Source organism: Halegenticoccus tardaugens, from assembly GCF_004116405.1.
Lineage (GTDB): Archaea > Halobacteriota > Halobacteria > Halobacteriales > Haloferacaceae > Halegenticoccus > Halegenticoccus tardaugens.
The window spans coordinates 105,007-130,689 of the sequence record NZ_SDIC01000009.1 but is presented as its reverse complement, the minus strand read 5'-3'; the positions used below and the strand labels follow the sequence as shown (position 1 = coordinate 130,689).

Genomic DNA, 25,683 nt, shown 5'->3' with positions numbered 1-25,683 from the left:
CTCAGGGCAGCGCTACGTCCACGCCGGACTGTTCGCTCGCCGCCTTCACCGCGTTGTAGAGGAGCATCGCCCGCGTCATCGGGCCGACGCCGCCGGGGACGGGCGTGATCGCGCTCGCCTTCTCCTTCGCGCTCTCGAACGCTACGTCGCCGACGAGTTCGTACCCCTTCTCCGTGTCCGCGTCCACCCGATTCACCCCGACGTCGATCACGACGGCACCCTCGGAGAGCATCTCCCCGGTGACGAGTTCGGGGACGCCCGCGGCGGCGACGACGACGTCCGCCTCGCGGGTCTTCGACGCGAGATCCCTGGTCCGGGAGTGACAGACCGTCGTGGTCGCGTTGCCGCCGGGGGCCTTCTGGATCAGGAGGTTCGCCATCGGCTTGCCGACGATGTCCGAGCGGCCGACGACGACGACGTCCTTGCCCTCGGTGTCGACGCCGGTCGCGTCGAGGAGCTTCTGAACGCCGTGTGGCGTGCAGGGCTTGAACCGGGCGTCGCCAGCGACGAGCCGGCCCACGTTCTCGGGGTGAAAGCCGTCCACGTCCTTGCGGGGATCGATCCGGCGGATGACCTCTCGGGTGTCGACGTGATCGGGCACGGGCATCTGGACGAGAAAGCCGTGCACGTCGGGATCGGCGTTCAGGTCGTCGATCGTCGCGTACAGCTCCTCGGCCGGGGCGTCCGGATCGAGCTCGACGTGAATCCCGTCGATTCCGACCTCCTCGCAGTCGCGCTGTTTCATCGAGACGTACGTCTCGCTCGCGGGATCGTCGCTCATCAACACGGTCGCGAGCCCCGGCGTGACGCCGGCGTCCGCGAGCGTCTCGATGCCGGCTTCCAGACCCGACCGCACGTCCGCGGCCACGGCGTTCCCGTCGATGATCTCCGTCATCGTTGGAAGGACCGACGCGGACGCTAATCAATCCGCGGATTCGTGCGTATCTTTGGATCGGATTCGGCGAAGATATACACGATCGTGTCGTCGTCGAGGGCGTTCTTGAAGTGACCCACCCGCGTAGGTTGGCCGGAGATGTACGACACGATCCTGCTGCCGACCGACGGAAGCGAGGGCGCACACGCGGCCGCGGAACACGCGTTCGACATCGCACGCCGGTACGACGGCGTCGTTCACGTCCTCTACGTGGCGGACACGAACCGCGACAGTCTGACGGTCGTCGGAGACGAGGCGGTCGACGCGCTGGAGGAGGAAGGGCAGGCCGTCGTCGAAGAGGTGGTTCGACGCGCCGGATCGGTCGGCGTCGAGACGGTCACGGCGGTCGTGCAGGGCGGACCGCACCGGACGATCCTCGACTACGTCGACGAGTACGGCGTCGACCTCGTCGTGATGGCGACGCACGGCCGACGCGGGTTGGAGCGGTACCTCCTCGGCAGCGTGACGGAGCGCGTCGTCAGAACGTCGCCGGCCCCCGTCCTCACCGTCAGGACGGCAGAGGACTGACAGACGGGGCTGAATCGAGCGACCCCGAATCCCGTTCGAACGGCGCTACTCGTACAGCGTGTGCTCGTCGCACAGGGCCTGCACGCGCTCGGAAGCCTCTTCGAGAACCGCGTCGTCGTCGTGGTTGTCGACGACGCGGTAGATGAGGTCGCCGACCGCCTCCATCGCCGACTCGTCGAAACCGCGGGTCGTCAGCCCGGGCGTCCCGGCGCGGATGCCGCTCGGGTTGAAGGCCGACCGGGTCTCGCCGGGGACGGTGTTCGCGTTCAGGACGACCCCGACCTCGTCGAGCGCCTCCTCCGCCTCGCCGCCGGTGAGATCCGGGTGGGATTCGCGGAGGTCGACGAGCACGAGGTGGGTGTCGGTGCCGCCGGAGACGACGGAGAGGCCGTGCGATTCGAACGTCTCCGCGAGCGTCTTCGCGTTGGCGACGACCTGCTCCGCGTACTCTTCGAACGCCGGTTGCAGGGCCTCCTCGAAGCCGACAGCCTTGCCCGCGATGTTGTGCATGAGCGGCCCGCCCTGCCCGCCGGGGAAGACGGACTTGTCGACGTCGTCGGCGTACTCCTCCCCCGTCATGATGATGCCGCCGCGGCCGGCGCGGATCGTCTTGTGGGTCGACCCGGTGACGAAGTCCGCGACCCCGACCGGCGAGGGGTGGACGTCAGCCGCGACGAGGCCGGTGATGTGAGCGATGTCGGCGAGGTGGAGGGCGTCGACGTCGTCGGCGACGTCCTGAATGCGCTCCCAGTCGACCGCGCGGGGGTACGCGGAGTAGCCGGAGACGATGACGTCGGGTTCGAACTCGCGTGCCGTCTCCTCCAGCGCGTCGTAGTCGATGTACCCCGTCTCGGGGTCGACGTAGTACTGTTCGACGTCGTAGAACTTCCCGGTGAAGTTCGCGGGGTGGCCGTGACTGAGGTGCCCGCCGTGGGTGAGGTCGAGCGACAATATCCTGTCGCCGGGTTCGATCGTGGCGAAGTAGACGCCCATGTTCGCCTGCGTCCCGCTGTGCGGCTGAACGTTGACGTGTTCTGCGCCCCAGAGCTCCTTCGCTCGCTCGATCGCCAGCCGTTCGATCTCGTCGGCGTACCGGCAGCCGGCGTAGTACCGCTTGCCGGGGTAGCCCTCGGCGTACTTGTTCGTCAGCACGCTCGATTGCGCTTCGAGGACCGCCTCGGAGACGTGGTTCTCGCTCGCGATCATCGCGAGGGTGTTCCGCTGACGGTCGACTTCACCTTCCAGCGCGTCCGCGACGGCCGGATCGACCTCGCGGACGTGACGGTAGTCCATAGGTGCAATCCGGTCAGGTTCCACAATAAGTGTGTCCTTCGGGGGCCTTTTTCCACCGTCGGTGTCCGTTTTTTCCGACCCTCCGACAGAGATATACGTCCGCCGCCGGTTGATTTGGTTGTACAACTGGGTATGATCGAGGTGGTGTCGTCCGAGACGGGAGTGCAGGCCGTCGACGCCGCGAAGACGTCAGTCGAGGTCTTCGCCGACGACTGGCGGCCGAGAGAGACGCGACCGTCGTTTCCCCGTCCGACGGACGCGACCGTCGGCGGTCGAACCGGCGAGCTTCGATTCCCGCCGGTGTTCCTCGTCGCCGAACGGCTCGACGACGACGGGACGTACGAACTCGGAAGCGCGGTCGGCCCGATCGAACTCCCCGCGGGGGAGTACATGGTCCGCGTCGACGCCAACGTGCTGACGTACGTCCGCTTTTCCGGCCCCGCGACGATCGAGAAGCCGAACTACGAACGGGCGGTGCTGTCGTTTCCTGAGCGGGTCGACGTCGGCCTCGGCTTCCGGAGCCGCGTCCTCTCGCCGCCGGAGACCGTAACGGTTCCCCGAACGCCCGAGGGCGTGGCGACCGCCCTCACGTACTTCCCGGCGGGGCATCGGACCACGACGCCGGATCGTTCGTTCCCGACGATGCGCGGTCACCCGCCGCTCGTCGAGTTCGGCGACGAGGTCGACGTTCCGGGTCTCGTCGCCGAGCGACGGGAGGAAACCGGCGTCGAACTCGTCGTTCCGGCGGATTTCGACTACCTGTTTCCGGTCGCCTCGCTGTCGCACTACCTCGGCGCGAGGGTCCGCACCGAGCCCGGCGCGACGCCGACACTCGGAACGCCCGACGAAGTGCGCGCACTCCCGTCGCTGCCGGCGTTCCAGTGGGAGGCGGCGTCGCTGCTCCGCCGCGTCTTTCTGCTCGACTGCCTGGTCCGGAACGCCGGCCCGTACGGGACGGACATGGCGGAGACCGAGCACCTTCGGACGCTCGGTCTCGACGCGTCCTCGCTGTACGATCGCGGCATCGCGACCCGACTGGAGGCCTATCTCGACGCGCCGTTCGACCGCGTCTCGGACGAACTGCCGCCGTGGCACCTGTCGATGTACGTCGAGCCGCGTCCGTCGCACGTGCGGACGCTCCCCTATCTCCTGCACAACGTCCCCAACCTCTTTCTGGCCGAGGCCGAACCGCTCACGCACGACGAGCGTCTGACCCGGTCGCTGGACGACTTTTACAGGCGGCAGGGGCGCGACGCCGTCTCGGTCGATCTGGTGAAGCCGAAGCTCGGTCCCGGTCGCGCCCACGGGTGGCTGGCCGACGGTGCACCGATAGACGTATTCAAAGCGATCCCGAGCGCCTACCGAAACCGGTTCAAGTACCACGAACGCGCCAGCGAACCCATCTCGGTCGTCGCCGTGCTCAACGACAGCGAGATGGCCGACGAACACGCGAAGGCGGCGCGCATCTATCGCCAACGGGCGACCGAACTCGACATCGACATCGCTGTGAGACAGCGTCTCACGAGGGACGAACTGGCCGACGTGTTCGAGACGCCTCACGACCTCGTCCACTACATCGGGCACTGTGAGGAAGAGGGGCTCCGCTGCGCCGACGGACACCTCCCGGTCGCCGACCTCGAAGCGTCGAACGCCCAGACGTTCTTCCTCAACGCCTGCGGGTCGTACAACGAGGGGATCGCGCTCGTCGAACAGGGCAGCGTCGCGGGGGCCGTGACGTTCAACAAGGTGCTGGACAGCGACGCTGCGCGGGTCGGGACGGCCTTCGCCCGCCTCCTCGTTCACGGCTTCTGCATCGAGCGCGCGCTCCAGTTAGCCCGCCGGCGGATCATCATGGGGAAGGACTACGCCGTCGTCGGCGACGGGACGCACGTGCTCGCGCAGTCGGACAACTTCGTCTCGCCGGACGCGCGTCTCGAACGGCTCTGCGACGACCGGTTCCGGATGAAGTTCTCGGTTCACTCGCCGTGGGTCAACGGCGGATACTACCAGTCGCACCTCCCGCGGGACGGGCTGTCACACCTCTACGGATCCGAACTGGAATTCGAACTCGACGGGAACGAACTGTCCACGTATCTCGGCCACGCCGACATGCCCATCGTCTACGACGGGGACATCCACTGGTCGAACGATCTCAAAGAAACGCTGAAAATCGAGTGATTCGATGCAGTTATGGGCCGTTCGACGCGCTGTGGCTGCTCTGGGTGCCGACCACGAGGTCGCCACCGGACTCCACTGCGCCGACGGTACCCTGCGTGGCGAGAAGCAGCACGGCCAGGACGATCATTGTCGCGACCCGCGGGTTGCGAGCCAGGAAGGCGGTCACTTCTTCGGCGTTGAGGCCAGACTGTCGCATAGCCAACCATTTCTGGGGGCTTGGATAACTTAGGAGTTTCCCAAAATGAAATCTAACAAATATAATGGTCTATAACGGTTTTCATTCGTCTGTCGGGGAATTAACACAAGTGGTTAGCTTCCACCAACTCCACAGCGTTAATATTAAATATTCGAACGCCGTTTATCACCTTAGAGTCATGAACTCGAATTTACTGGAAACGCAGATAGAGGATATCCTCCGGGCAGTCCTCTCGGACGCCGACGAAGAGCTTCTCATCGTCGATCCGTCCGCCGAGGCCGTGGACGAACTCATCGGCGTCGCCACGACGTTCGACGGCGACCTGCCAACGATCCGGATGATCGCGGAGGAGTCCGTACTCAAGGGCGTCATGTCCGACTTCATCGTCGCGAGTAACGCCGCGGACCTCATCGACGCCGGGGCGCTCTCGATGCGTACGAGCGAGGAAGCCGCCGACAACGCGCTCCTCATCACGCACGACGCCGTCATGGCGCTCGTCGCCGCGGGCGACCGCGTCGCAGCGCTGTCGACCGACGACGGGGAGTTCGTCGAGAGCGCCTTCGAGACGTACCAGGACCTCTGGGAGGAATCGCCGGACTTCAAGCTCCGCACGCCGCCGATCTCGCGCGTCCGCGACACCCTCAAGGCCGACATCAGCGATCAGGCCGAGGCCGACTTCGACAGCGTCCTCGCCTCGCTCGAAACCGCCCGCGGCGACGGCGACGGCCTCGACGAGGTCACGATCAGCCTCCTCGTCGCGGCGAAGAACGACGTGCTGCTCTACGACATCTCGAAGTGGGGCGAGGACGTCGGAATCGCCAGCAAGGCGACGTTCTCCCGGACGAAAACCCGCCTCGAGGACATGGGCCTCATCGACACCGAGAAGGTCCCGATCGACGTCGGCCGGCCGCGCCTGCGTCTGAAGCTCGGTGACGACCGGCTCCGACAGGCCGACGCGGACCAGCTCGCGGGCGTCGCACAGAGCCTGCTCAACTGAGCGGATCTCGGGCACCCCGGCTTTTTTCGTTTTTCAGGCTCCGAGCGGCAGCGCCATTTGATCGGTCGAACGGCGGGTTCCGCGCGCGTCGGACGTACATTGGCGAAACGACCGGACTCGGCTGCGACCGCGTCGTCTATGGACCGCTACGTTCAGCATTATAGATTCTGATGGAATGAATTATTAACTCCTTTTAATGATGAATATTATGCGCCGACGTTCCTTCCTCAGCGCGCTCGCGACGGCGACCGCGGCGGCGACCGGCGGGCGGACGTTCTCGCGCCGTGCGCTCGCATCGACCGACGGACGGCTGAGCGCCCTCGAATTCGATTCGACGGCGAGCCTCCTCGACGCCGACTACGCCGAACTGACCGACGAGACGATCGTCGCTGTCTGGGCCGAGGACACCGCGACGAACGAAGACGGCGACGGCGACGGGTACGGCGTGGTGTACGCCGACTCGACGCCGATCCCCCTCGTCGCGAGCGAGCGGGGCGTCGTCGGCTTCGGGGCGATGCTCGTCGACGACGGAACCGACTGGCAGCGCGGCAACGAGGAGTTCGTGTTGAACGTCTGGGACGCCGAGGTCGACGGCGAGGTCGTGCTCTGGGACGAGGGACACGGGCAGTACTACGCGCTCTCGGAGTTCTCCGAGTTTCGCGCGTACGCCGAGGACAACGGGTACGACGTTCGGGCGACGTCGGATCTCGCGGCCGACCTCGACGGCGCGGACGCGGCGGTCGTCACGTCGCCGAGCGCGGCGTTCGGGTCGGACGAATTGGACGCGCTGGCCGACTTCGTCGCCGCCGACGGCGCGCTCTTTCTGCACGACCAGTCCGACTACGAGAACTACGACGAGACCGCGAACCTCAACGACGTGCCTGGTCGCCTCGGACTGTCGTTCCGTTTCAACGACGATCAGGTGCTCGACGAGATCCGAAACGGGGGTCAGGAGTACGAGCCGACCACGGAGTCGTTCAACGACGACTTCGATTACTTCGCGGAACACGAGGGGCTCGGTCTCGACCCGGCGGAGACGTACACGGTTCCGGTGACCGAGGTTCTCGACGGCGACACCGTCGCGGTGGACCTCGACGGAACCGAGGAGAACGTCCGCGTGCTCGGGATGGACACACCGGAAACCAGTTCGAACAGCCAGTACGAGCGCACGCAGGAGTGGGAAGGGATCGAGGACACGGACCATCTGGAGACGTGGGCCTCGCGCGCGACCGACTTCGGAAAGGCCGAACTGGGTGGGGAGACGGTCGACCTGCGCTTCGACCCGAACGAACCCGTCCGCGACGCCTTCGGCCGCCTGCTCGGGTACGTTCACTACGACAACGGGAGCGGGAGCCGCGACGCGCTGTACAACCGCCGGTGCGTCGCGGAGGGGTACGCCCGCGTCTACGACTCCGGCTTCTCGAAGCACGAGTCGTTCTGGAACGCCGAGGCCGCCGCTCGCGCCGACGGCGTCGGTCTCTGGGCCGAGAGCGCCCCCGAAAACTCCGACCCGATCCGAAACCGGGACGTCGACGACCTCTTCTTCCCGAAGGCGGCGAGCGTCCGCGCGGCGGACGGGCGAATCGACGGCGATCGCGTGCCGGTGTTCGCCGAGTCGACCGCGGGTCAGGAGGGAGGCGACGTCTCCTACGACCGCATTCCGCTGGTCGGCGTCGACGAGGCGGTCCGCGTCGCCGTGATCGGCGGCGAACTCGTCGACGAGTCCTACGAGGCTGACGAGGGGTACGCCGCAGACACCTCGACGTTCGAGAACTTCGTCTTCATCACGAACCTCATCGACTCGCTCTCCGCGCGAACGGGCGACGTGCTCGTCGACGGCGGTCACGGGCAGTTCGGGGCTACTTTCGGCCTCTCCGCCGAGGACGCCGCCTACTACGGTCGTTACCTCGAAGGGCAGGGGATCGACTTCGAGGGCGTCAACGCGCTCACCGCGGACAACCTCTCGCGCGGACGGGCGCTCATCGTGACGACGCCCGCCGAGGAATTCACGCGAGAAGAGCTGGACGCGGTGGCCGGCTTTGCCGAAGACGGCGGCGCAGTGATTCTCGTCGGTACCGGCTGGACGAGCGACGAGGCCCGTGGCAATCTTAACGCCGTGGCGAGCGCGCTCGGGACCGACCTGCAGCTCAGCGCCGATCGCGTGACGGACGAAGCGAGCAACGTCGACGACGACCCGACGGTGCTCGCGACGACCGACTTCGACGACCGGTTCGACCTCTTCGACGCCTACGACCGGAGCGAGTCCGGCGAGGAGGGCGAACTGACCATCGTCGAGATCCACGAGGACGCCGAGGGAGACGATTGGGACAATCTCGACGACGAGTACGTAGTCTTCGGCAACGACGGCGACAGCGCGCTCGACCTGACCGACTGGCAGGTGCGAGACGAGGCCGAGAAGACGTACACGTTCCCCGCGTTCGTGCTCGACGCGGGCGCCGAGGTCACGCTCTACACGGGGGAGGGCGAGGATACGCAGACGGAACTCTACTGGGACAGTGGATCGCCCGTCTGGAACAACGAAGGCGACACGGTGTACGTCTCCGACGCCGACGGGACGCTCGTCGTCGAGGAATCGTACTGACGCCCGCCACGACAGACGTTCTTTCACTTCCCGCCGATCGATCCCGACGCTTTTTCTTCCGTCCCGCCACCGTTCCACCATGAACATCGGTATCGTCGGCGACGGTCCCGCGGTCGAGTCGCTCGGGGCGGCCTTCTCCGACATCGACGCGACGGTTTCGAACGTCGATCCGAGCGAACTCGGCGCCGTCGATCTCGCCGTCGTCGTCGCCCCCGCGGGCGCGGACGCGTTCTCTCGGGCGAACGAAACCGCGAGTCGGTGGCTCGCGGTCGAGATCGGCGGGGTCGGCGGGTACGCCGTCGACGAACTCGACGCGTCTGTGGCGGCGTTCGGAACCGAAACCGGGTGCTACGAGTGTCTGCGGAAACGGGTTGCGTCGAACTGCCCCGACGAGGTCGGTTCGAACCGGCCGCGGGGGGATCGAAGCGCCGTCCGTCTCGCCGGCGCGATCGCCGGCAGACGGGCGATTCGGTCGCTCGTCGGCGAACCGATCCCCGGCACCGTCGTCGAGGTTCCCGGACCCGAGCGGACGTTCCTCCCGGTTCCGGGGTGCGGTTGCGGCGACGACCCCGAGCGGACGCTCGAATTCGAAGGCCGGGAGGCGTCCCTCGACGACGCGCTCGCGCGCGCGGAGCGGGCGCTGGACGGGCGAGTCGGTGCGATCCGACAGGTCGGCGAGCGCGAGTCGTTTCCCGTGCCGTACTACCTCGCGCAGACGGCGGACACGACCGGGTTCAGCGACGCCAGAGCGGCCGAGTTCGCCGCGGGCGTCGACTCGGACTGGAACGCCGCCTTCATGAAGGCGCTCGGCGAGGGGCTGGAACGGTACTGCGCCGGTATCTACCGCTCGTCGGCGTTCACCACGGCCCGCGCGACGGACGTGGACCGTCCCGTGCCGCCGTCGCGGTTCGTCCGACCGGCGGGGACGGAGAATCGGCGATCCGATCGTGAAGATCGACTCCGGTGGGTCGAAGGAGTCGACCTCGCGACCGGCGACGAGGTGTCGCTCCCGGCGGAGTTCGTCCACTTCCCGCCCCCCGAACGACGGCACAAGCCGCCGATCACGACCGGCCTCGGTCTCGGTAACTCGACGGTCGAGGCTACCCTCTCGGGGCTGTACGAGGTCGTCGAACGGGACGCGACGATGCTCGCGTGGTACTCGACGTTCGAGCCGCTCGAACTCGACGTCGACTCCGAGACCTTCGAGACGCTCGTCGGCCGCGCCCGAGCCGAAGGGCTCTCGGCGACGGCGGTTTTGGTCACGCAGGACGTGGACGTTCCGGTCGTTGCCGCGGCGGTTCACCGCGAAACGGCGTGGCCGCGGTTCGCGATGGGTTCCGGCGCGGAGCTGGACGCGGCCGCGGCCGCGGAGTCAGCGCTCGCGGAGGCGCTCCAAAACTGGATGGAGCTGCGCGCGATGGGACCGGACCGTGCCGTCGACGAGGAGGGACCGGTCGGACGTTACGCGGAGGCTCCGGGCGAAGCGCGCGCGTTCGTCGAGGCGAACGAACGGATCGCGGCGGAGGGGGTGGGAGGAGACCCCGTTTCCGGTGAAACGGAGCTGGAGACGGTCGTCACCCGCGTCGCGTCTGCAGGTCTCGACGCCTACGCGTCACGCGTGACGACGCGCGACGTCGCGGAGCTGGGCTTCGAAGCGGTTCGGGTGCTCGTCCCGGACGCGCAGCCGTTGTTTACGGGCGACCCGTTTTTCGGCGATCGAGCCGAGTCGGTGCCGCGGGAGCTGGGGTTCGAGCCGCGGCTCGAACGGGCACCGCACCCGTATCCGTGAAGCGAACGCTACGGTGGAGGCGAACAGACGGCGGAGTCGGCTCGCGAAACGGATCGCCGTGCGACCGCGGACCGTTTCGCGGCGGATCTTCAGGTCACGGCGGGCCTGGCCTCGCTTTCGCACATAAACCTCCGGGATCAGATACCGAACGTCGCCCGGAGCATGTCCCTCGTCCCGGGGCCGAGACCGACGGCCAGTATTGCGATCAGGAGCAGCAGGGAGTACCGGGGACTCTCTTCCATGATGTCGTCTTCGAACACCCAGACGACGAACGTCGCGGCGGCGAGTTTCACGAGGAGGAAGGGCCACGCGTCACCCGTCACCGCGAGCACCGACTCGGGGAGCACCGCGCCGGTGATGTCGACGATGGCGGCGTTCACGGGGTGTTTCGGGACGAGATTCTGTCCGGCTCCGAGGGCGGGCATCCAGTCGAGACCGACGACGTTCGCGACACCGTCCACCGCGTGTCCCCAGATGATCACGAGGCCGATCAACCCCGTTCCGACGTTGATCGCGGGCGCGCGGGTCTCGATGAGCCACCAGACGACGCCGGCCGAGGCGGTCGCGCCCGCGAGGATCACGACGAGCACCTGCGGGTAGAAGGAGACGTAGTCAGTCGTGACGGCGAGAACGCTCAGGTAACCGACGGTGAGGCCGAGAACCGCCACGCCGGCGGCGAAGATTCCGTACTCGTATCGCGGGATGACGCCGCGTCGGGCGAGCGCGACGCTACCGACGACGGCGGTGAGCGTGACGAAAAAGACGGTGAAGTAAATGAACGGACTGATGATGAGTGCGCTCCAGGGGAACGGGATCGCCGGCTCGATGCCGGCGCGCATCGCCGCGACGCCGGCGTCTTCGACGACGCGGAGCGCGCCGCCGAACAGCATGAATGGAAACAGCGCGAAAAAGAAACCCCTGTCAGTCCCGAGGTTGAGCCGGCGAAGAAGGAGTACGACTCCCATCAGCATCAAAAGCAGCGTGACGATGTATCCGATCTCCGAGACGAGCGTGTACCCGGGGTACGCGACGAACCCGTCCGCCGCGGCGCAGGCCGACTGGCTGCCCAGCAGCTCGGTCTCACCGCCGGAGCGAACCGCACAAACCGAACCGGTGCCGTCGGCGACGACGGGACCCCAGAAGTATCGCCACAGGAAGCCGTCGTACACCGCGCGCGGAAACGCGACCGAACCGCCGACGAGCGCCACGAGGAGAGCTAACATGGTCCCGCCCCACAGCCGCTCCGGGGCGACGCCGAACCGATCTGCGACCGTTGCCATATGCCGAAAGGTGGTGCACGCCCTGTTGAGCGTTCCGATCTACGGGCGGAGCAGGCCGAGTATCGAAACCGGCGCTGACACGCGTTGAACGCGGAACGCGCGGCAGGCGGCGGCTCACGCCGGCGACGCGACTTAGATCGGCAGGCCGGGGTTCTCGTACTCGGTGCCCAGGATGACCATCGTCTGCGAGCGCGCGAAGCCGTCCATGTGGGCGACGTGGTCGAACATCAGATCGCGCAGCCCCTCGGTGTCCGCAGCGTAGACCCGGAGCATCACGTCCCACTCGCCGGTAGTGAGGTGGATCTCCCGAACGCCCTCGATCCCTCTGAGCTGTTCGAGCGCTTCGGCCTCGTGGCCCTGCTTCACCCGGAGGCCGACGAGCGCGGAGGTTCCGAACCCGACCTCCTTCGCGTTCACCTTCGCGTGGTATCCTTCGATGACGCCGGCCTCCTCCATCCGTCCGACCCGGTCGTGCACCGTCGCGCTCGACATGTCGATGCGGCGGGCGATCTCGCTGAACGGGGTCCGAGCGTCCTCCTGTAGAATCCGCAGGATCGCCCGGTCTGTGTCATCGAGTTCCATGCGTGCGTGGTGTCCCGCGGAGACCTTTGGCGTTGCGAATAGCGCAGAAAAGAACGTGTGACGCGGCGGGCGGACGGTTTCGACCGCCGCCTCCGCTCGACGCTCGGGCGGCGATAGAACGCGAACGCCACGGTTTGGACTCGGACGGGTGACGTTTTCGTCGACCCTTACGACTCGTCCGTCGTCCGCCGCTTTCGCGACGAACTCGGTTTCACGAACGCCACTTTCGCGTCGTCCGCTACTTGGCCTTCGCGCCGTTCCTTCCGGAACGGTTCCGGGTCGGGGCGGTTCTCCTTCGGCGCTTTGACCTCGTTCCCCTGTTACGGAGCGCTTGGTGTTCGCGCCTCACCGACTCCGGTTTACGTCGGTAAACCGGCTCCGGTCGTCCGATGTGTTCCCGCGGTTCCCGCAATCATGGTATACGGTACCTCACAACATGAAATTTTCGGCGTTGTTTCCAACAAATTCAGCATTGCGAAAAAGTGACGTTCGCCGACTCGAACCTAGATTTACTCAGTTACGAAATAGAGTAGTTTTTTAATCCTGCGCCGATAATCGGGATGTATGCGCCCGGAGACAGCAGCCAGGCAACTGGAGTACGTGGTCGCATCCCGCCTCGACGAGGACAGCTGGAGTCACTGGGAGAACACGGTGTACGGCGAGGTGTTCGAGTACGTGTACGAAAACGGCACGAACCGAGACATGGCCGCCGTCATCGACAGGATCGGCGCGGAGGTGCGAGACGGGTACCGACCGAAGCCCGCGCAGGTCCGCGACTACGCCGCCACGCTCTGTACGGAGCGCGGGCGTCCGCTCGCCGACGGCGGCGAGCAGTAGAACCGACTCTTCTCCGGCGGATACTCTTTTGATCGGTCGAACGGCGAGCGACCGGGAGAGCGACTACGACACTCGCGCGCCGCACTTCGGACACTCGCTTGGGTACCGTCGGCCGTCGACGGCCGGAACGCCGTACTCGGCGTTTTTCGGGCGCTGCAGAGACAGGCGCGCCCCGCACTCGCGACAGTTCTTCATGCGTGTTACTCACAAGGTCGGCGGGATATTTGAGTGATTCCCCGGGCGCGCGCCGACGGCGACGTCGATTCACGTTCGTTCGCGCCGAAAACAGTGCGAAGGGAGGGATTTGAACCCACGGACTCCTACGAGAGCGGATCTTGAGTCCGCCGCCGTTTCCGGGCTTGGCTACCTTCGCGCGGTCGTGAGTAGCGGCCGGACGCGCTTAAAACGTTCCGAAACGCCGTGCGGCGGTTCGCCGGTTCGTTCTCTGGAGCCGATGGAATTACCCGCTTCGACGGACAGACCATGGTATGAACGAGCACACCCGCGACCCGAGCGTCGCGCCGCCCCTCGGCGACCCGACCGGGTGGCGGACGGACGTCCGCCAGTGGGAACACGCGACCCTCCGTCGCGCGGTGGAACACGGGGTGCGCCTTTTCAACTCCGGCGAGTTCCACGAGTCGCACGACTGCTTCGAGGACGAGTGGTACAACTACGGGGGCGGTACGACCGAGAGCGCCTTTCTCCACGGGATGGTGCAGGTCGCCGCCGGGGCGTACAAGCACTTCGACTTCGAGAACGACGAGGGGATGCGGTCGCTCTTTCGCACCGCGTTGCAGTACTTCGCGGGCGTCCCGGAGGACTTCTACGGCGTTGACCTCGCCGACGTCCGCCGGACGCTCGCGGCGGCGCTGGAGGATCCGACCGTCCTGGAGGGGTGGCGAATCGCCGTCGACGATCACCGCCCGACCGCCTACGACGCCGACTACGAGTACGCCGATCGGCTGGACTGATCGATCGGCTCGTGCCGACGAGAGATCGCCCATCCGACGACGACGAGCGGATCGCGAGTCGCGGCCGACGCGAGTCTTAACAGATATGAACGACCGCACGAACTCTCCGGGGATGCGGATCTACCAGCTTGGAGACGGCACCCCGGAGGTCGCCGTCGTCGCCGCGATTCACGGCGACGAACCGTGCGGCGTCCGGGCGATCGAACGACTCGTCGCTGAGGAGCCGGACGCATCCCGTCCGGTGAAGCTCGTCGTCGCCAACGAGGAGGCGCTCGCGCGCGACGTCCGCTATCTCGACGAGGACCTGAACCGCGCGTTTCCGGGCGCGCCCGACGCCGACACACTGGAAGGGCGGCTCGCACACGAACTCGACCGGGAGCTTCGCGACTGTACGACCCTCTCTCTGCACTCGACCCAGTCGTACGGCGAGCCGTTCGCGCTCGTCGACACCGTCGACGCGGTGACGCGGTCTCTCTGCCCGCACCTCCCGATCGACGTCGTCGTCGAGACCGACCGCTTCACCGACGGCCGGCTCATCCAGCACCCCCACACCGTCGAAGCGGAGTGCGGCTTTCAGGGCAGCGAGGAGGCGGCAGACAACGCCTACTGGCTCGTCCGGGCGTTCCTCGCGGCGACGGGTGCGCTCGCCGCGCCGCTCTCGGACGATCCGATCGAGGCGAACAACCGCGACGAAGTGGCCGTCTTCCGCCTGTTGGAGGAGATTCCGAAGGCGCCGGCCGCGGAGTACGAGGTGTTCGCGACCAACTTCGAGCGGATCGATGCCGGCGAGCGATTCGCCGCCGCCGGCGGCGAAGTTCTCGCGGCCGACGAGGCGTTCTACCCCGTCCTCATGTCGCCGTACGGCTACCGGCGCGTGTTCGGCTACGCCGCGGAGAAGGTCGGCGTGCTGTCCTGACGCCCGCGGTCACTTCGACTTCGACGCGAGCTCGACGAGCGTCAGTTTCCGGCCCAGCATGCAGTGGTCGTGCGGCGGTTCGCCGAGCACCTCCTCGATGCGGTACTCCCGGTCGAAGCTGATCCCGTCCGGGACGCAGTACTCGTGGCTGGGGCACTGGACGTACGGGCACGGACCCTCCAGTTCGGCCGTGCTGCCGGCGTAGGCTCCGCGCGACGCGACGTTCGCGGGCGCGGAGGTCGGCTCGACTTCCACCGCCCTGACGCCCTCGTCGTGGACCGCACAGTCGAGCGTCTGCGCGTTCTCCCTGAGGCCGGTGACGCGGTACCGCTCTCCCTCCGCGAGGTTCAAACACTGCGCTCTGTATGGACAGCCCTCGCAGGCGCTCGATTCGCCCTGGTAGACGAACTCCCTCCCCACGTCGGCGAGGCGGGTGCCGATGAGGGTCACTTTCGACATGGACGACCGTTCGCGGCCGGGGCGGATAAGGCTCGCGTCCGGTCGATCCGCGTCCCGTCGATCCGCCCGTGACACCGTCGACGGAGGCGTCCGGCGGCCGAGTTCGGGTCGGCGCTGGCTCGTCCCGTTTCGGATACCCTTAAGCGACCGCTCCCGTTCTTTCGGGCATGACCGTTTCGAGCGCCCCCGGCAAGGTCTACCTCTTCGGGGAGCACGCAGTCGTCTACGGCGAGCCCGCGGTCCCCTGCGCCATCGAGCGGCGGGCGACCGTGGCCGTCGAACCGCGCGACGACGACCACGTCCGCGTCGAGGCGGAGGACCTCACCCTCGACGGCTTCACGGTGGAGTACAGCGGCGACGCGAACGACCGCCCGGACGTGGACGTGCCGACGCCGCTCGTCGACGCCGCGATGGGGTACATCGACGCGGCGGTCGAGCAGGCCCGCGACGCCCTCGGCGCGCCTGACGCCGGGTTCGACGTCGTCGTCGAGAGCGACATCCCGCTCGGGGCCGGACTCGGCTCCTCCGCCGCGGTCGTCGTCGCCGCCATCGACGCGGCGACCCGCTCTCTCGGTCGAGAACTCGACCCCCGGGAGATCGCGGAGCGGGCCTACAGGGCGGAGTACGAGGTGCAGGACGGGCAGGCTTCCCGCGCGGACACGTTCTGTTCGGCGATGGGCGGCGCGGTCCGCGTCGAGGGCGACGACTGCCGAACGCTCGACGCGCCGAACCTCCCGCTCGTCGTCGGCTTCGACGGCGGGGCGGGCGACACGGGCGCGCTCGTCGCGGGCGTTCGGGCGCTGAAAGAGCGGTACGACTTCGCGGCGCGGACCGTCGGAAGCATCGGCGACGTCGTCCGCGCGGGCGAGCGCCTCCTCGCCGACGCGGACCCGACGGAGGAGCCGGACGAAGTCCTCCTCTCGGAACTCGGTCGCCTCATGGACTTCAACCACGGGCTGCTGGAGGCGCTCGGCGTCTCCTCGCGGTCGCTCGACAACATGGTGTGGGCCGCGCGCATGGCCGACGCCCACGGCGCGAAGCTGACGGGTGCGGGCGGCGGCGGCTGCATCGTCGCGCTCGATCCGACGGAGGAGACCGAGACGGCGCTCCGGTTCACGCCGGGCTGCGAGGACGCGTTCCGAGCCGAACTGGCCGACGAGGGCGTCCGGGCGGAGGACGACCGAGCGGCACGTCGCCGCGAGGATGAGGGGGAGTCGTGACGACCGTACTCAAGCTCGGCGGCAGCCTCGTCACCGAGAAGGACCGCCGGGAGACGGTCGACGAGGCGGCGCTGGGGGCGGCGATCGACGCCATCGCCGAGGCCGAGGTCGGGGCCAAGACGGCGGTCGGAACCGGCGACGACGACGACCTCGTCCTCGTCCACGGCGGCGGGAGCTTCGGCCACTACCACGCCGAGAAGTACGGCGTGAGCGCCGACGCGGGGACGCGCGACGCCGCGGCCGCGACGGCGATCCACGCCGCGATGAAGCGGCTCAACGACGCGGTCGTCGACGGACTGCACGACCGGGGCGTGCCGGCGCTCCCGGTCCACCCCTTCTCGGCGGGGGTCCGCGGCGCGGACGGCGGCTTGACGTTTCCGCTGGAGCCCGTCGAGACGATGCTCGGCGAGGGGTTCGTCCCCGTCCTTCACGGGGACTGCGTCACACAGGTCGAAAAGGGCGTCACGATCCTCAGCGGCGACGAACTCGTCGTGCGTCTCGCCGACGGCTTGACGGCCGACCGGGTCGGCCTCTGTTCGACGGTGTCGGGCGTGCTCGACGGCGAGGGCGAGGTGATCCCCGAAATACGCGCGTTCGCGGACGCGGCGGACGCCCTCGGCGGGAGCGACGCGACCGACGTGACGGGCGGCATGGCCGCGAAGGTGCGGGCGCTGTTGGAACTGGACGCGCCGTCGTACGTGTTCGGACCCGAGGGGCTGGAGGCGTTCCTGGCGGGCGGATCGCCGGGGACGCGCGTCGAGCGGAACGCGCGGTAGACGGTTCCCGTTCGCGGCGGATCGGCCCCGATCGGAGGGGGACACCGCGGGAAGTTAAACCTCGAACCGCAGGCCGTCGCGGGCGAAGCGAACGTCGCCGTCGAACCCCGCCCGCTCGACGGCGTCGAGCATCTCGCGGTGCTTGCCCTCCGTGTGCGGGTAGAGGTGCGTGAGGTACACTCGACCGACGTCCCGGCCGGCGAGCGCCTCGCCCAGCTGCGTCGGCGTCGGGTGGTTCGACACGTCGACCTCATCGGGGAACGAGCAGTCGTGCGCGAGCACCCGCGAGCCGTCCGCGAAGTTCGCGAGCCCTTCGAACGCCTCCGTGTCGCCGCTGAAGACGAACCGGTCGTCGAACCGGTAGGCGAAACACCTGACCGAGTGGCGCGTCTCGAACGACGAGACGTCGAATCCCGCGACCTCCTCCGTCCCGTCGCGACCCGTCTCGCCGATCTCGCGCACGCGCAGGTCGATCCGGCCGTCGAGGTAGGCGTACGCCTCGAAGGACGCGTCGAGGAGCGCCTTCGTCCCCGCGGGACCGACGACTTCGAGGTGCTCCTCGCCGGCCAGCCAGCGCGCCTTCACGAGCGGCAGGAGGTCCGAGACGTGATCGAGGTGCAGGTGCGTGAGGAGCACGGTCGAGACGCCCTCGTAGCCGACCGCCGTCCGGCTCAGTCGGTGGAGCACGCCGCTGCCGCAGTCGACGAGCAGCGGTCCCGCGTCGTCGGCGTCATCGGGTCCACCCTCGACGAGGAGGCCGGTCTGGACGCGGTCGGGGACGGGCATCGCGCTGCCGGTTCCGAGGAAGGTGACGCGCATACCGTCCCGTCGTCGGCGACGGTGAAAAGACGTTCCGGCGGACGGTGGGGCGATCGACCCGGCGCAGGAGCAGGGCCGACGCGAATCGGCGATCTACTCCGGAAGGTCGACTCTGGGGTTACGGTAGTGATCGAGGAACGTCTCGTGGAGTTCGCCGTTCGTGGCGACGACGTCGCCCTCCAGGATCGCGTCGATGTCGCCGCAGCCTTCGAAGTCGGTGACCGTCCCGCCGGCCTCCCTCACGATCACGGTGCCGGCGGCGACGTCGACCTCCTTTAAGTCCTGCACCGAGAACGTGTCGAAGGCTCCCTCGGCGAGGAAGGCCATGTCGATCGCCGCCGCGCCGAGCTGTCTGATGCCGAGCGAGTCGCTGACGAGTTCGCGGAACAACAGCAGATACCGGAGGTCGTTCACGCCCTGCTCGCTGTAGAAGCCGACGGAGTTGTGCGACTCCTCGATCGTGTCCACGTCGGTCACCGACAGCGACACCGGGGTGGCGACCCCGTCGCCCTCGTCGGTGAACTTCAGCGCGCCCTCGCCCGCGATCGCGCCGTACACCTCATCGCGCGGCGAGTAGTAGATGAGTCCGAGGTACGGCTCGCCGTCTCTGAGCACGGCGATGGAGACGCAAAAGTGGGGGATGCCCCGAACGTAGTTCGTCGTCCCGTCGAGCGGGTCGATGATCCAGACGTAGTCACCCGACTGGGTGCCGCCCTCCTCTTCGCCGAACAGCGCGTGGTTCTCCTCCTCGAAGTCCGACCCCAGCTCTTCCCGGATCGTATCGCGGATCGCTTCCTCCGCGTCCCTGTCGACTTCCGTGACGAGTTGCTGGGGCGCTTTCGTCTCCGCCTCCTTGATCCCCCCGAAGCTCTCGTCGTGAATCGCCGCGGCTTCCCGAGCCGCCGCGAGCGCGATTTTCATGTAGCGGTTCTCCAGAAGCGAGACGTCCCCGTCGTCGGTGGCCGCCGGCTGACGGGGACGCGGCGATCCTCCCGTCGCGCCCCAGCCAGTGCCGGCGAACCTCGCGACCGCGCCGGTCGCGCCGAGCGCCTTCAGCAGGCGGCGTCGTCCGGCGTGTACCCCGTCGTCGCTTCGGTCGTGTCTCCCCTCGGGAGCGGCATCTCGTGGCATGGTCCGACGCTTAACTCATTCGTTAAATGTGATAATTTTTTCTTAAGATATCGGATAGTTCGACGTCGTGCAGTCCCGCGGTTCGGGCCGGACAGAACCCACTTACGCGTCCGGTTCCATACGAAACCAATGAGTGGAGGGGAACGTCTTGCTGACGCGGACGTCGACGTCGACCCCGAGTCGTCGACGATCGAGGATCGGGGGGTTCTCGACCTCCTCGAACCGTCGGTCCGGGAGTGGTGGGCGTCGCAGTTCGGCGAGTACGTATCGGCCAACGGGGGCTTCTTCACGCCGCCGCAGCGGGGGGCGATCCCGCTCATCCACGAGCGGACGAACGCGCTCATATGCGCGCCGACGGGATCGGGGAAGACGCTCGCCAGCTTCTGTGCGATCATCAACGAACTGTTCCGCCGGGATCGAGAGCGCCCCGAGGGGCTGGAAAACTCCGTGTACTGCCTGTACGTCTCGCCGCTCAAGTCGCTCGCAAACGACATCCACCGCAACCTGGAGGTGCCGCTCGACGGGATCGCGGAGCGGCTCGCCGCGCGGGGTGAGACGGTCGAACTCAGACACGCGATCCGCCACGGCGACACCGAGGGGGCGACGCGCCGGCGGATGCTCGCGGAGACGCCGCACATCCTCAACACGACGCCCGAGACGCTCGCCATCCTGCTCAACTCCCCGAAGTTCAAGGAGAAACTCCGCACCGTCGAGTACGTCGTCGTCGACGAGATCCACAGCCTCGCGGAGAGCAAGCGCGGCACCCACCTCGCGGTCAGCCTCGAACGCCTGGAGAACCTGACCGAGGGGTCGCCCACGCGCATCGGCTGCTCGGCGACGGTCGAACCCCTCTCGACGATGGCGTCGTTCCTCGTCGGCGTCGGGGACGACGGCGAGCCGCGCGAGTGCGAGATCGTCGACACCCGGTTCGTCCGCGACTTCGACCTCACGCTGGAGTGTCCGACCGACGATCTCATCCACACCCCGGTGGAGGTCGTTCAGGCGCGCTTTTACGACCGGCTGCACGAGTTGATCGACGCCCACACGAACACGCTCGTGTTCACGAACACGCGCTCGGGGGCGGAGCGCGTCCTCCACGCCCTCCGGGAGCGGTTCCCCGACGCGTACGACGGGGACAACTCGGGCTGTCACCACGGCAGCCTCTCGAAGGAGCGCCGACAGGGGGTCGAGTCCCGGCTGAAGGCGGGCGAACTCGACGTGGTCACCTCCTCGACCAGCCTCGAACTCGGCATCGACATGCCCCACCTCGATCTCGTCGTGCAGGTCGGCTCGCCGAAGTCCGTCGCCGCGCTCCTCCAGCGCGTCGGGCGCGCGGGCCACAGGCTCGGCGAGACCGTGGAGGGTCGGGTGCTCGCGCTCGACCGCGACGAACTCGTCGAGTGCGCCGTGATGTTACGAAAGGCCGAGGAGGGGTTCGTCGACCGGGTGTTCGTCCCGGAGAACGCCGCCGACGTGGCCGCCCAGCACGTCTACGGCATGGCGATAAACGGCGTTCGCCGGGAGTCGGACGTGCGCGCGACGCTCCGGCGGGCGTACCCCTACCGCGACTTCTCCGACGGGGCGTTCGAGCGGCTGTTCCGCTACCTGACGGCCGACTACGAGGGGTTGGAGGAGAAGAACGTCTACGCGAAGGTGTGGCGCGACGAGAACGATCCGCCGGACGGCGAGCACCACTACGAGGAGTTCGACGTGGGCGAACCGCTCGTCGGCAAGCGCGGCCGGCTGGCGCGCGTGATCTACATGACGAACGTCGGCACCATCCCCGATTCGTTCACCTGCGACGTGTACACGCGCGGGGGGAACGAGTGGGTCGGCAACCTCGACGAGAACTACCTCGACACGCTGCGAAAGGGCGACGTGTTCGTCCTCGGGGGCGACCGCTTCGAGTTCCGGTACCGCCGCGGCGCGAAGGTGTACGTCGACCGGACGGGCGCGCGTCCGACGGTGCCCTCGTGGTTCTCGGAGCGCCTGCCGCTGTCGTACGACCTCGGCCGCGAAATCCTGCGGTTTCAGGGGGACCTGCTCGACAGGCTCGACCGGGGCGGCGAGCCGGCCGTCCGCGACTGGCTGCGCGGCTTCCCGCTGGACGAGAACAGCGTCCGCGCCGTCGCCCGCACGTTTCACGAGCAGGTCCGCTACGCGGGGGCGGGAAGCGTCAGCACCGAGCGCCGCATCGCCGTCGAGGAGGAGCTGGACCGGACGGCGTACCGGCGGCGCTACTACGTCCACTCGAACTACGGCCGGAAGTTCAACGACGGCCTCTCGCGGCTCGTCGCCTACCGCATCGCCCGTCGGGTGAACGCGAACGTGCAGGTCGCCGTGGCCGACAACGGCTTCACCGTCTCGATGCCGCTGAACCGGAAGGCCGACGTCGCGAGGATCCTCCGGAACGTCGCGCCCGAGGACGCGGCCGACGACCTCCGGGCGGCGCTCGACGGGACGGACCTGCTCAAGCGGTACTTCCGCATCAACGCCACGCGCTCGCTCATGATCCTGAAGCGGTACAAGGGGTACGAGAAGACCGCCGCGGAGCAGCAGGTTTCGAGCGAGATGCTGCTCTCGTTCGCCCGGGGGCTGGACTCGTTCGCGGTGATGGAGGAGACCTACCGCGAGATCCTGGAGGACAAACTGAACCTCGCCGGCATCCGCGAGGTCCTCGCCGGTATCCGAGCCGGCGAGATCGAGGTCGTAGAGCGCGAGGTGTCCACGCCGTCGCCGCGCGCGTTCGGCCTCGCGACGCTCGCGGCGAGCGACGTGGTGCTCGCGGAGGACGAAAGCGCCGTGCTCAAGGAGTTCCACGAGCGCGTGCTCGCCGAGATCGGCGACGACGCCGACGGACCGAGGATCGACGCGACGGACTGAGGGCGGCGCGAGGCTCGCTCCGCTACCCGCCTCCCCCGCGCTTGTCGCCGCGCTCGTCCCCGCTCTCGCCATCGTCGCGTCCACTTCCCCCGATTCCGTCGCTCGTATCGCCCCGATCTCCGTCGCATCCGCGCGCTCTCTCGACGTCCGCATCCCCGTCGAGCGCGGCGTCGACCGTCATCCGGCCGAAGATCCGTCGCGGATCGATCACCACGTCCGCGCCGGCGCGCTCGAGCTTCTCCGCGGATCCGGCGATCGAGACGGCGACGATCCGGACGTCGGGGCTGACCTGTCGGGCCGTGAGCACCGCGAGCGCGTCGTCGGCCTCGTTCCACGTCGCCGCGACGACCGCGGCCGCCTCGTCGACCTGCACCCGTTCGAGCGTCTCCTCGTCGGTCGGGTCGGCGGTGAGCACGTCGACGTCCCGCTCCGAGAGCCGCGACGCCTGCGCGTCGTCCGGGGTGATCACGACGAACGTGATTCGATCGGCCAGCTCTTCGAGAACGGGCTCCGTCGGCTCATCGTAGCCGAGCACGACGACGTGATCTTCGAGCCGGGCGAGCCGCGCGTTCGACATCCGCCCGAACGTCTGCGAGAGCCGCCCCTCGATGGCGGGCGCGAACAGGGTGCCGACCGCCACGCCGAGGCTGGCGGGCCCGAGGACGACGAGCGAGAGCGCGAAGAGCCGCGCGGAGTCGGTGAGCGGAGTGATGTCGCCGTAGCCGACCGTGCTCGCCGTCACGAGCGTGAAGTAAAACGCGTCGAAGGCGGTCGACAGGCCGTCGAACTCCCGTCGGATCGTGTACGACCCGACCGTCCCGTACGCGATGACGCCGAGGACGGCCGTCAGCACCGCCGCCTGGCTCTGCGAGAGCGCCAGTCGCCGGGTGAACCGGTTTCGGTTCGACAGGAGGACGACGAACGCGGCGAGCGAGAGGACGACGAGCGGCACCGAGTACGGACTCGACTGCGCGACGCCGTGGGCGGCCGCGAGCAGCACGAGCGCGCCGGCCGCGACCACCCCGGCGCGCAACCCGCGCCGCAACCCGTAGGCGGCGAGGAGCAGGAGGAATCCGAGCACCGCGCCGCTGAAGGCGGCGGCGTCGCTGACGACGTCGGGGACGACCGCCCCGACCGGCCCCCTCGTCACGTCGGTGGCGAGCGCGGCGAGACCGGTGAGGATCGAGCCGATCCCGACCGCGATCGTCAGCCACACGGTAACTCGCTTTCCCGTTCGACGACGACGCCTGCGCGTGGACATATCGTTCTCACGGCGGCCGAAGGAATAAGTCCGGGCTCGGATCGCGGCCCTCGCGGCCGATCAGTCGACGAGAAGCGTGTGCAGCGCGTCCGGCACCACGAGCACCTTACTCCCCGGTTCGATCGCGTCCTCGATCGACCGCCGGGCGCGCAGCAGACACTCCTCGACGACCGCCGAACAGTCGCTGTTCGTCACGAAAACGTCGTGTTCGCGGAGCGCCCGCGCGACGACGAACGCCCGCTGCGCGCCCGGTTCGTACCCCCCGCGCATCTCCTCGTAGAGCGCGTCGGGGCTCTCGGCGCGCCGCAGTCGGTCGTAAAATCGCCGCTCGCCGGTTCCCTCGCCCGCCCCCTCGGGCAGCGCCGCGGGGACGACGACGCGTCCGCCCGGCCGGAGCGGATTGCGATCGCCGAGGATCACGTACGTCGCCGCGCGCGTCGCCTGGTAGAGGTTCGCGTCCTTCGGCGCGCCGACGCCGGCGACGACGGCGTCGAACGCCCCTCGATTCCCCTCGCGCCCGTCGCGGCCGGCGGCCGCCGCCCCCACGCCCACCGAGAGCGCCTCGCGCGCCGTCTCGGCCAACTCCTCGACGACGTCCCGCGGGCGGCCGGCGCTCGCGCCGAGGACGCCGAAGCGACGCTCGGCGTCGTCTTCCGTCCGGGATCCGGAGCGCTTCCCCGGCCCGTAGGTGACGTTCAGACAGAAGTCCGGGCCGGCGAGGTCGCCGGCGCGGTCGAGCGTCTCGCGGAACGGGTTCCCCTTGACGCGGCCGAGGCGGACGCCCGATCGCGACAGCATCGACGCCCCGTGCGTGTAGCGGATCATCGACTCGCTCCCGGCCCCGATGACGACGGTCTTCGCGCCGCCCGAGAAGCCGGCGTACTGGTGCGGTTCGACCATCCCCGTCGCCAGCACGCGGTCGGCCGCCGCGACCGTCCGATTCACCTCCACGGGGCGGCCGTCGACCTCCCCGACCCTGACCACGTCCGTCGGGTCGTGGTTCTCCGCGAGGTCGGCGTGATCGCCGAGCGCCGCGCCGATCTCCTCGTCCGTCATCGGACGGTGGAGACCCAGCCCGATCACCACCGAGATCCGCTCGCGCGGGACTGAAAGGCGTTCGAGCAGCACGTCCAACAGCGCGCCGTCGGGCGTCTCGCGGGTCACGTCGGTGACGACGATCGCGACGGTGTCTTCCGGGGCGACGACGGATTCTAGCGGCGGGCCGTGGGGGTCGTCGAGGGCGTCCGCCGCCTCCGTTCGGGGGTCGACTACGTCCCCGCCGGGCGGTTCGACGACTGTGACGTCGCAGTCGGTGAGGGAGGCCGACACCGTTCCGTTGCCGAGCGGAAGCTCCATGCGAACGGATGACGGGGGTGCGGCGTGAAGCTATCGGCGGCGACCGGGATCGGGACGGCGACGGCGGTCGGACGCGACGACGAGACGGGATCAGATGTCGTAGACGATGACGTCGGCGTACCGGCCGTAGATCGCCCCGAGAACGTAGCCGTACACCCAGTGGGCGACGAGCGTCAGCGCGGCGAAGATGACGAACTCCGCGCTGATCTGCCCCGCGTAGAGGTCGGTGAGGTCGCCCCGGTAGAAGCCGAAGACGAAGCCGACCCAGACGATGGTCGCGTAGGAGACGCCGCGCTGTGCGAGCGTGTCGCCGGGGAGAAAGGCGGCGAGCGAGATGAAAAGCAGCGGGAGCGCCGTCATGCCGCCGACGACGAAGATCGCGATCCCGACGACGAGGTTGCCGCCGAGACCGACGATCTCGGAGAGGCCGGCGAAGGCGTCGGGGTTCAGCGCGCCGAGGGCCCAGGCGGCGAGGAGGAGCGGCGACATGGCGATCGTCCCCGCCAGTCCGGCCGCGGACGCCGCGGCGACCTCCCGCACCCCGATTCCCGTCTCCTCGGACTCTGTTTGCACCGCATCGACGGAGTCACTGCCCATATTCTTCCGTCGGTCTCTACGCGGAAAAACGTTCGCGCGGGTCGTCGTGGTAGTGTTCAGGTACGGAGATTCGCCGGC

22 protein-coding genes and 1 tRNA gene are annotated in these 25,683 nt (G+C 68.2%); 11 read left to right on the top strand and 12 right to left on the bottom strand.

Annotation, left to right across the window (positions count from 1 at the left end):
* Nucleotide 1: 1 nt before the first annotated feature.
* Nucleotides 2–895 (bottom strand): bifunctional methylenetetrahydrofolate dehydrogenase/methenyltetrahydrofolate cyclohydrolase, encoded by an 894-nt coding sequence (locus C3L37_RS20910; protein WP_129116487.1) that lies wholly within the window; start codon nt 893–895, stop codon nt 2–4.
* A gap of 138 nt (nt 896–1,033) precedes the next feature.
* On the opposite strand from C3L37_RS20910, the gene C3L37_RS20905 reads away from it, so the two are divergent.
* Nucleotides 1,034–1,462 carry a universal stress protein gene (locus tag C3L37_RS20905; RefSeq protein WP_129116486.1) on the top strand — a complete coding sequence of 143 codons (429 nt, stop codon included), beginning with the start codon at nt 1,034–1,036 and terminating at the stop codon, nt 1,460–1,462.
* A gap of 45 nt (nt 1,463–1,507) precedes the next feature.
* Here the strand turns inward: C3L37_RS20905 and glyA are convergent, their stop codons facing one another.
* Nucleotides 1,508–2,755, bottom strand: coding sequence for a serine hydroxymethyltransferase (gene glyA / locus C3L37_RS20900; protein ID WP_129116485.1), 1,248 nt, complete (start codon nt 2,753–2,755; stop codon nt 1,508–1,510).
* 132 nt (nt 2,756–2,887) lie between these two features.
* Between glyA and C3L37_RS20895 the strand changes: the two genes are divergently transcribed.
* Nucleotides 2,888–4,933 carry a hypothetical protein gene (locus C3L37_RS20895; protein ID WP_129116484.1) on the top strand — a complete coding sequence of 682 codons (2,046 nt, stop codon included), beginning with the start codon at nt 2,888–2,890 and terminating at the stop codon, nt 4,931–4,933.
* A gap of 10 nt (nt 4,934–4,943) precedes the next feature.
* Here the strand turns inward: C3L37_RS20895 and C3L37_RS20890 are convergent, their stop codons facing one another.
* Entirely contained in the window at nt 4,944–5,129 is a 186-nt protein-coding gene (locus C3L37_RS20890; RefSeq protein ID WP_129116483.1) for a hypothetical protein, read from the bottom strand.
* Nucleotides 5,130–5,307: 178 nt separating this feature from the next.
* Between C3L37_RS20890 and tbsP the strand changes: the two genes are divergently transcribed.
* The 3 genes from tbsP (at nt 5,308) to C3L37_RS20875 (ending at nt 10,517) form a co-directional block, all read left to right on the top strand.
* A complete protein-coding gene (gene tbsP / locus C3L37_RS20885) occupies nt 5,308–6,126 on the top strand; it encodes a transcriptional regulator TbsP (protein WP_129116482.1) in 819 nt (272 codons plus the stop codon).
* A 208-nt stretch (nt 6,127–6,334) separates the two neighbouring features.
* Entirely contained in the window at nt 6,335–8,728 is a 2,394-nt protein-coding gene (locus C3L37_RS20880; protein WP_129116481.1) for a DUF4350 domain-containing protein, read from the top strand.
* Nucleotides 8,729–8,807: 79 nt separating this feature from the next.
* Entirely contained in the window at nt 8,808–10,517 is a 1,710-nt protein-coding gene (locus tag C3L37_RS20875; protein ID WP_129116480.1) for a YcaO-like family protein, read from the top strand.
* 137 nt (nt 10,518–10,654) lie between these two features.
* Here C3L37_RS20875 and C3L37_RS20870 read toward each other — a convergent pair whose 3' ends face one another.
* Together C3L37_RS20870 and C3L37_RS20865 are read right to left on the bottom strand one after the other, a co-directional pair.
* Complete coding sequence (locus tag C3L37_RS20870; protein ID WP_129116479.1) at nt 10,655–11,797, bottom strand: DUF63 family protein; 1,143 nt, start codon at nt 11,795–11,797, stop codon at nt 10,655–10,657.
* 132 nt (nt 11,798–11,929) lie between these two features.
* Nucleotides 11,930–12,379 carry an Lrp/AsnC family transcriptional regulator gene (locus tag C3L37_RS20865; RefSeq protein WP_129116478.1) on the bottom strand — a complete coding sequence of 150 codons (450 nt, stop codon included), beginning with the start codon at nt 12,377–12,379 and terminating at the stop codon, nt 11,930–11,932.
* Nucleotides 12,380–12,943: 564 nt separating this feature from the next.
* Here C3L37_RS20865 and C3L37_RS20860 point away from each other — a divergent pair.
* Nucleotides 12,944–13,216 (top strand): hypothetical protein, encoded by a 273-nt coding sequence (locus C3L37_RS20860; RefSeq protein WP_129116477.1) that lies wholly within the window; start codon nt 12,944–12,946, stop codon nt 13,214–13,216.
* Between the two features lie 289 nt (nt 13,217–13,505).
* Here the strand turns inward: C3L37_RS20860 and C3L37_RS20855 are convergent.
* A tRNA-Leu gene (locus C3L37_RS20855) sits at nt 13,506–13,589 on the bottom strand.
* A 115-nt stretch (nt 13,590–13,704) separates the two neighbouring features.
* On the opposite strand from C3L37_RS20855, the gene C3L37_RS20850 reads away from it, so the two are divergent.
* On the top strand, nt 13,705–14,187 hold the full coding sequence (locus tag C3L37_RS20850) for a DUF309 domain-containing protein (RefSeq protein ID WP_129116476.1): 483 nt from the start codon (nt 13,705–13,707) through the stop codon (nt 14,185–14,187).
* 112 nt (nt 14,188–14,299) lie between these two features.
* Complete coding sequence (locus C3L37_RS20845) at nt 14,300–15,103, top strand: succinylglutamate desuccinylase/aspartoacylase domain-containing protein (protein ID WP_129116579.1); 804 nt, start codon at nt 14,300–14,302, stop codon at nt 15,101–15,103.
* A gap of 9 nt (nt 15,104–15,112) precedes the next feature.
* Here C3L37_RS20845 and C3L37_RS20840 read toward each other — a convergent pair whose 3' ends face one another.
* Nucleotides 15,113–15,562: a UPF0179 family protein gene (locus C3L37_RS20840; protein ID WP_129116475.1), complete on the bottom strand. Its 450-nt coding sequence runs from the start codon at nt 15,560–15,562 to the stop codon at nt 15,113–15,115.
* A gap of 167 nt (nt 15,563–15,729) precedes the next feature.
* On the opposite strand from C3L37_RS20840, the gene mvk reads away from it, so the two are divergent.
* Both mvk and C3L37_RS20830 read left to right on the top strand, forming a co-directional pair.
* Nucleotides 15,730–16,782, top strand: a complete 1,053-nt coding sequence (gene mvk / locus C3L37_RS20835) for a mevalonate kinase (RefSeq protein WP_129116474.1) — start codon at nt 15,730–15,732, stop codon at nt 16,780–16,782.
* On the top strand, nt 16,779–17,558 hold the full coding sequence (locus tag C3L37_RS20830) for an isopentenyl phosphate kinase (RefSeq protein WP_129116473.1): 780 nt from the start codon (nt 16,779–16,781) through the stop codon (nt 17,556–17,558). Before mvk ends, C3L37_RS20830 begins: the two co-directional genes overlap by 4 nt.
* 54 nt (nt 17,559–17,612) lie before the next feature.
* Here C3L37_RS20830 and C3L37_RS20825 read toward each other — a convergent pair whose 3' ends face one another.
* Together C3L37_RS20825 and C3L37_RS20820 are read right to left on the bottom strand one after the other, a co-directional pair.
* On the bottom strand, nt 17,613–18,377 hold the full coding sequence (locus C3L37_RS20825) for an MBL fold metallo-hydrolase (protein WP_129116472.1): 765 nt from the start codon (nt 18,375–18,377) through the stop codon (nt 17,613–17,615).
* A gap of 93 nt (nt 18,378–18,470) precedes the next feature.
* Entirely contained in the window at nt 18,471–19,508 is a 1,038-nt protein-coding gene (locus tag C3L37_RS20820) for an inositol monophosphatase family protein (protein ID WP_129116471.1), read from the bottom strand.
* 129 nt (nt 19,509–19,637) lie between these two features.
* On the opposite strand from C3L37_RS20820, the gene C3L37_RS20815 reads away from it, so the two are divergent.
* On the top strand, nt 19,638–22,391 hold the full coding sequence (locus tag C3L37_RS20815; RefSeq protein ID WP_129116470.1) for an ATP-dependent helicase: 2,754 nt from the start codon (nt 19,638–19,640) through the stop codon (nt 22,389–22,391).
* A 22-nt stretch (nt 22,392–22,413) separates the two neighbouring features.
* On the opposite strand, the gene C3L37_RS20810 is transcribed toward C3L37_RS20815, so the two are convergent.
* The 3 genes from C3L37_RS20810 to C3L37_RS20800 all read right to left on the bottom strand — a co-directional run bounded on the left by C3L37_RS20810 (nt 22,414) and on the right by C3L37_RS20800 (nt 25,605).
* Nucleotides 22,414–23,607 carry an NAD-binding protein gene (locus tag C3L37_RS20810; protein WP_228546407.1) on the bottom strand — a complete coding sequence of 398 codons (1,194 nt, stop codon included), beginning with the start codon at nt 23,605–23,607 and terminating at the stop codon, nt 22,414–22,416.
* A gap of 105 nt (nt 23,608–23,712) precedes the next feature.
* Nucleotides 23,713–25,008 (bottom strand): lactate racemase domain-containing protein, encoded by a 1,296-nt coding sequence (locus C3L37_RS20805; RefSeq protein ID WP_129116468.1) that lies wholly within the window; start codon nt 25,006–25,008, stop codon nt 23,713–23,715.
* Nucleotides 25,009–25,098: 90 nt separating this feature from the next.
* On the bottom strand, nt 25,099–25,605 hold the full coding sequence (locus tag C3L37_RS20800; protein WP_129116467.1) for a DUF6789 family protein: 507 nt from the start codon (nt 25,603–25,605) through the stop codon (nt 25,099–25,101).
* Nucleotides 25,606–25,683: the final 78 nt, after the last annotated feature.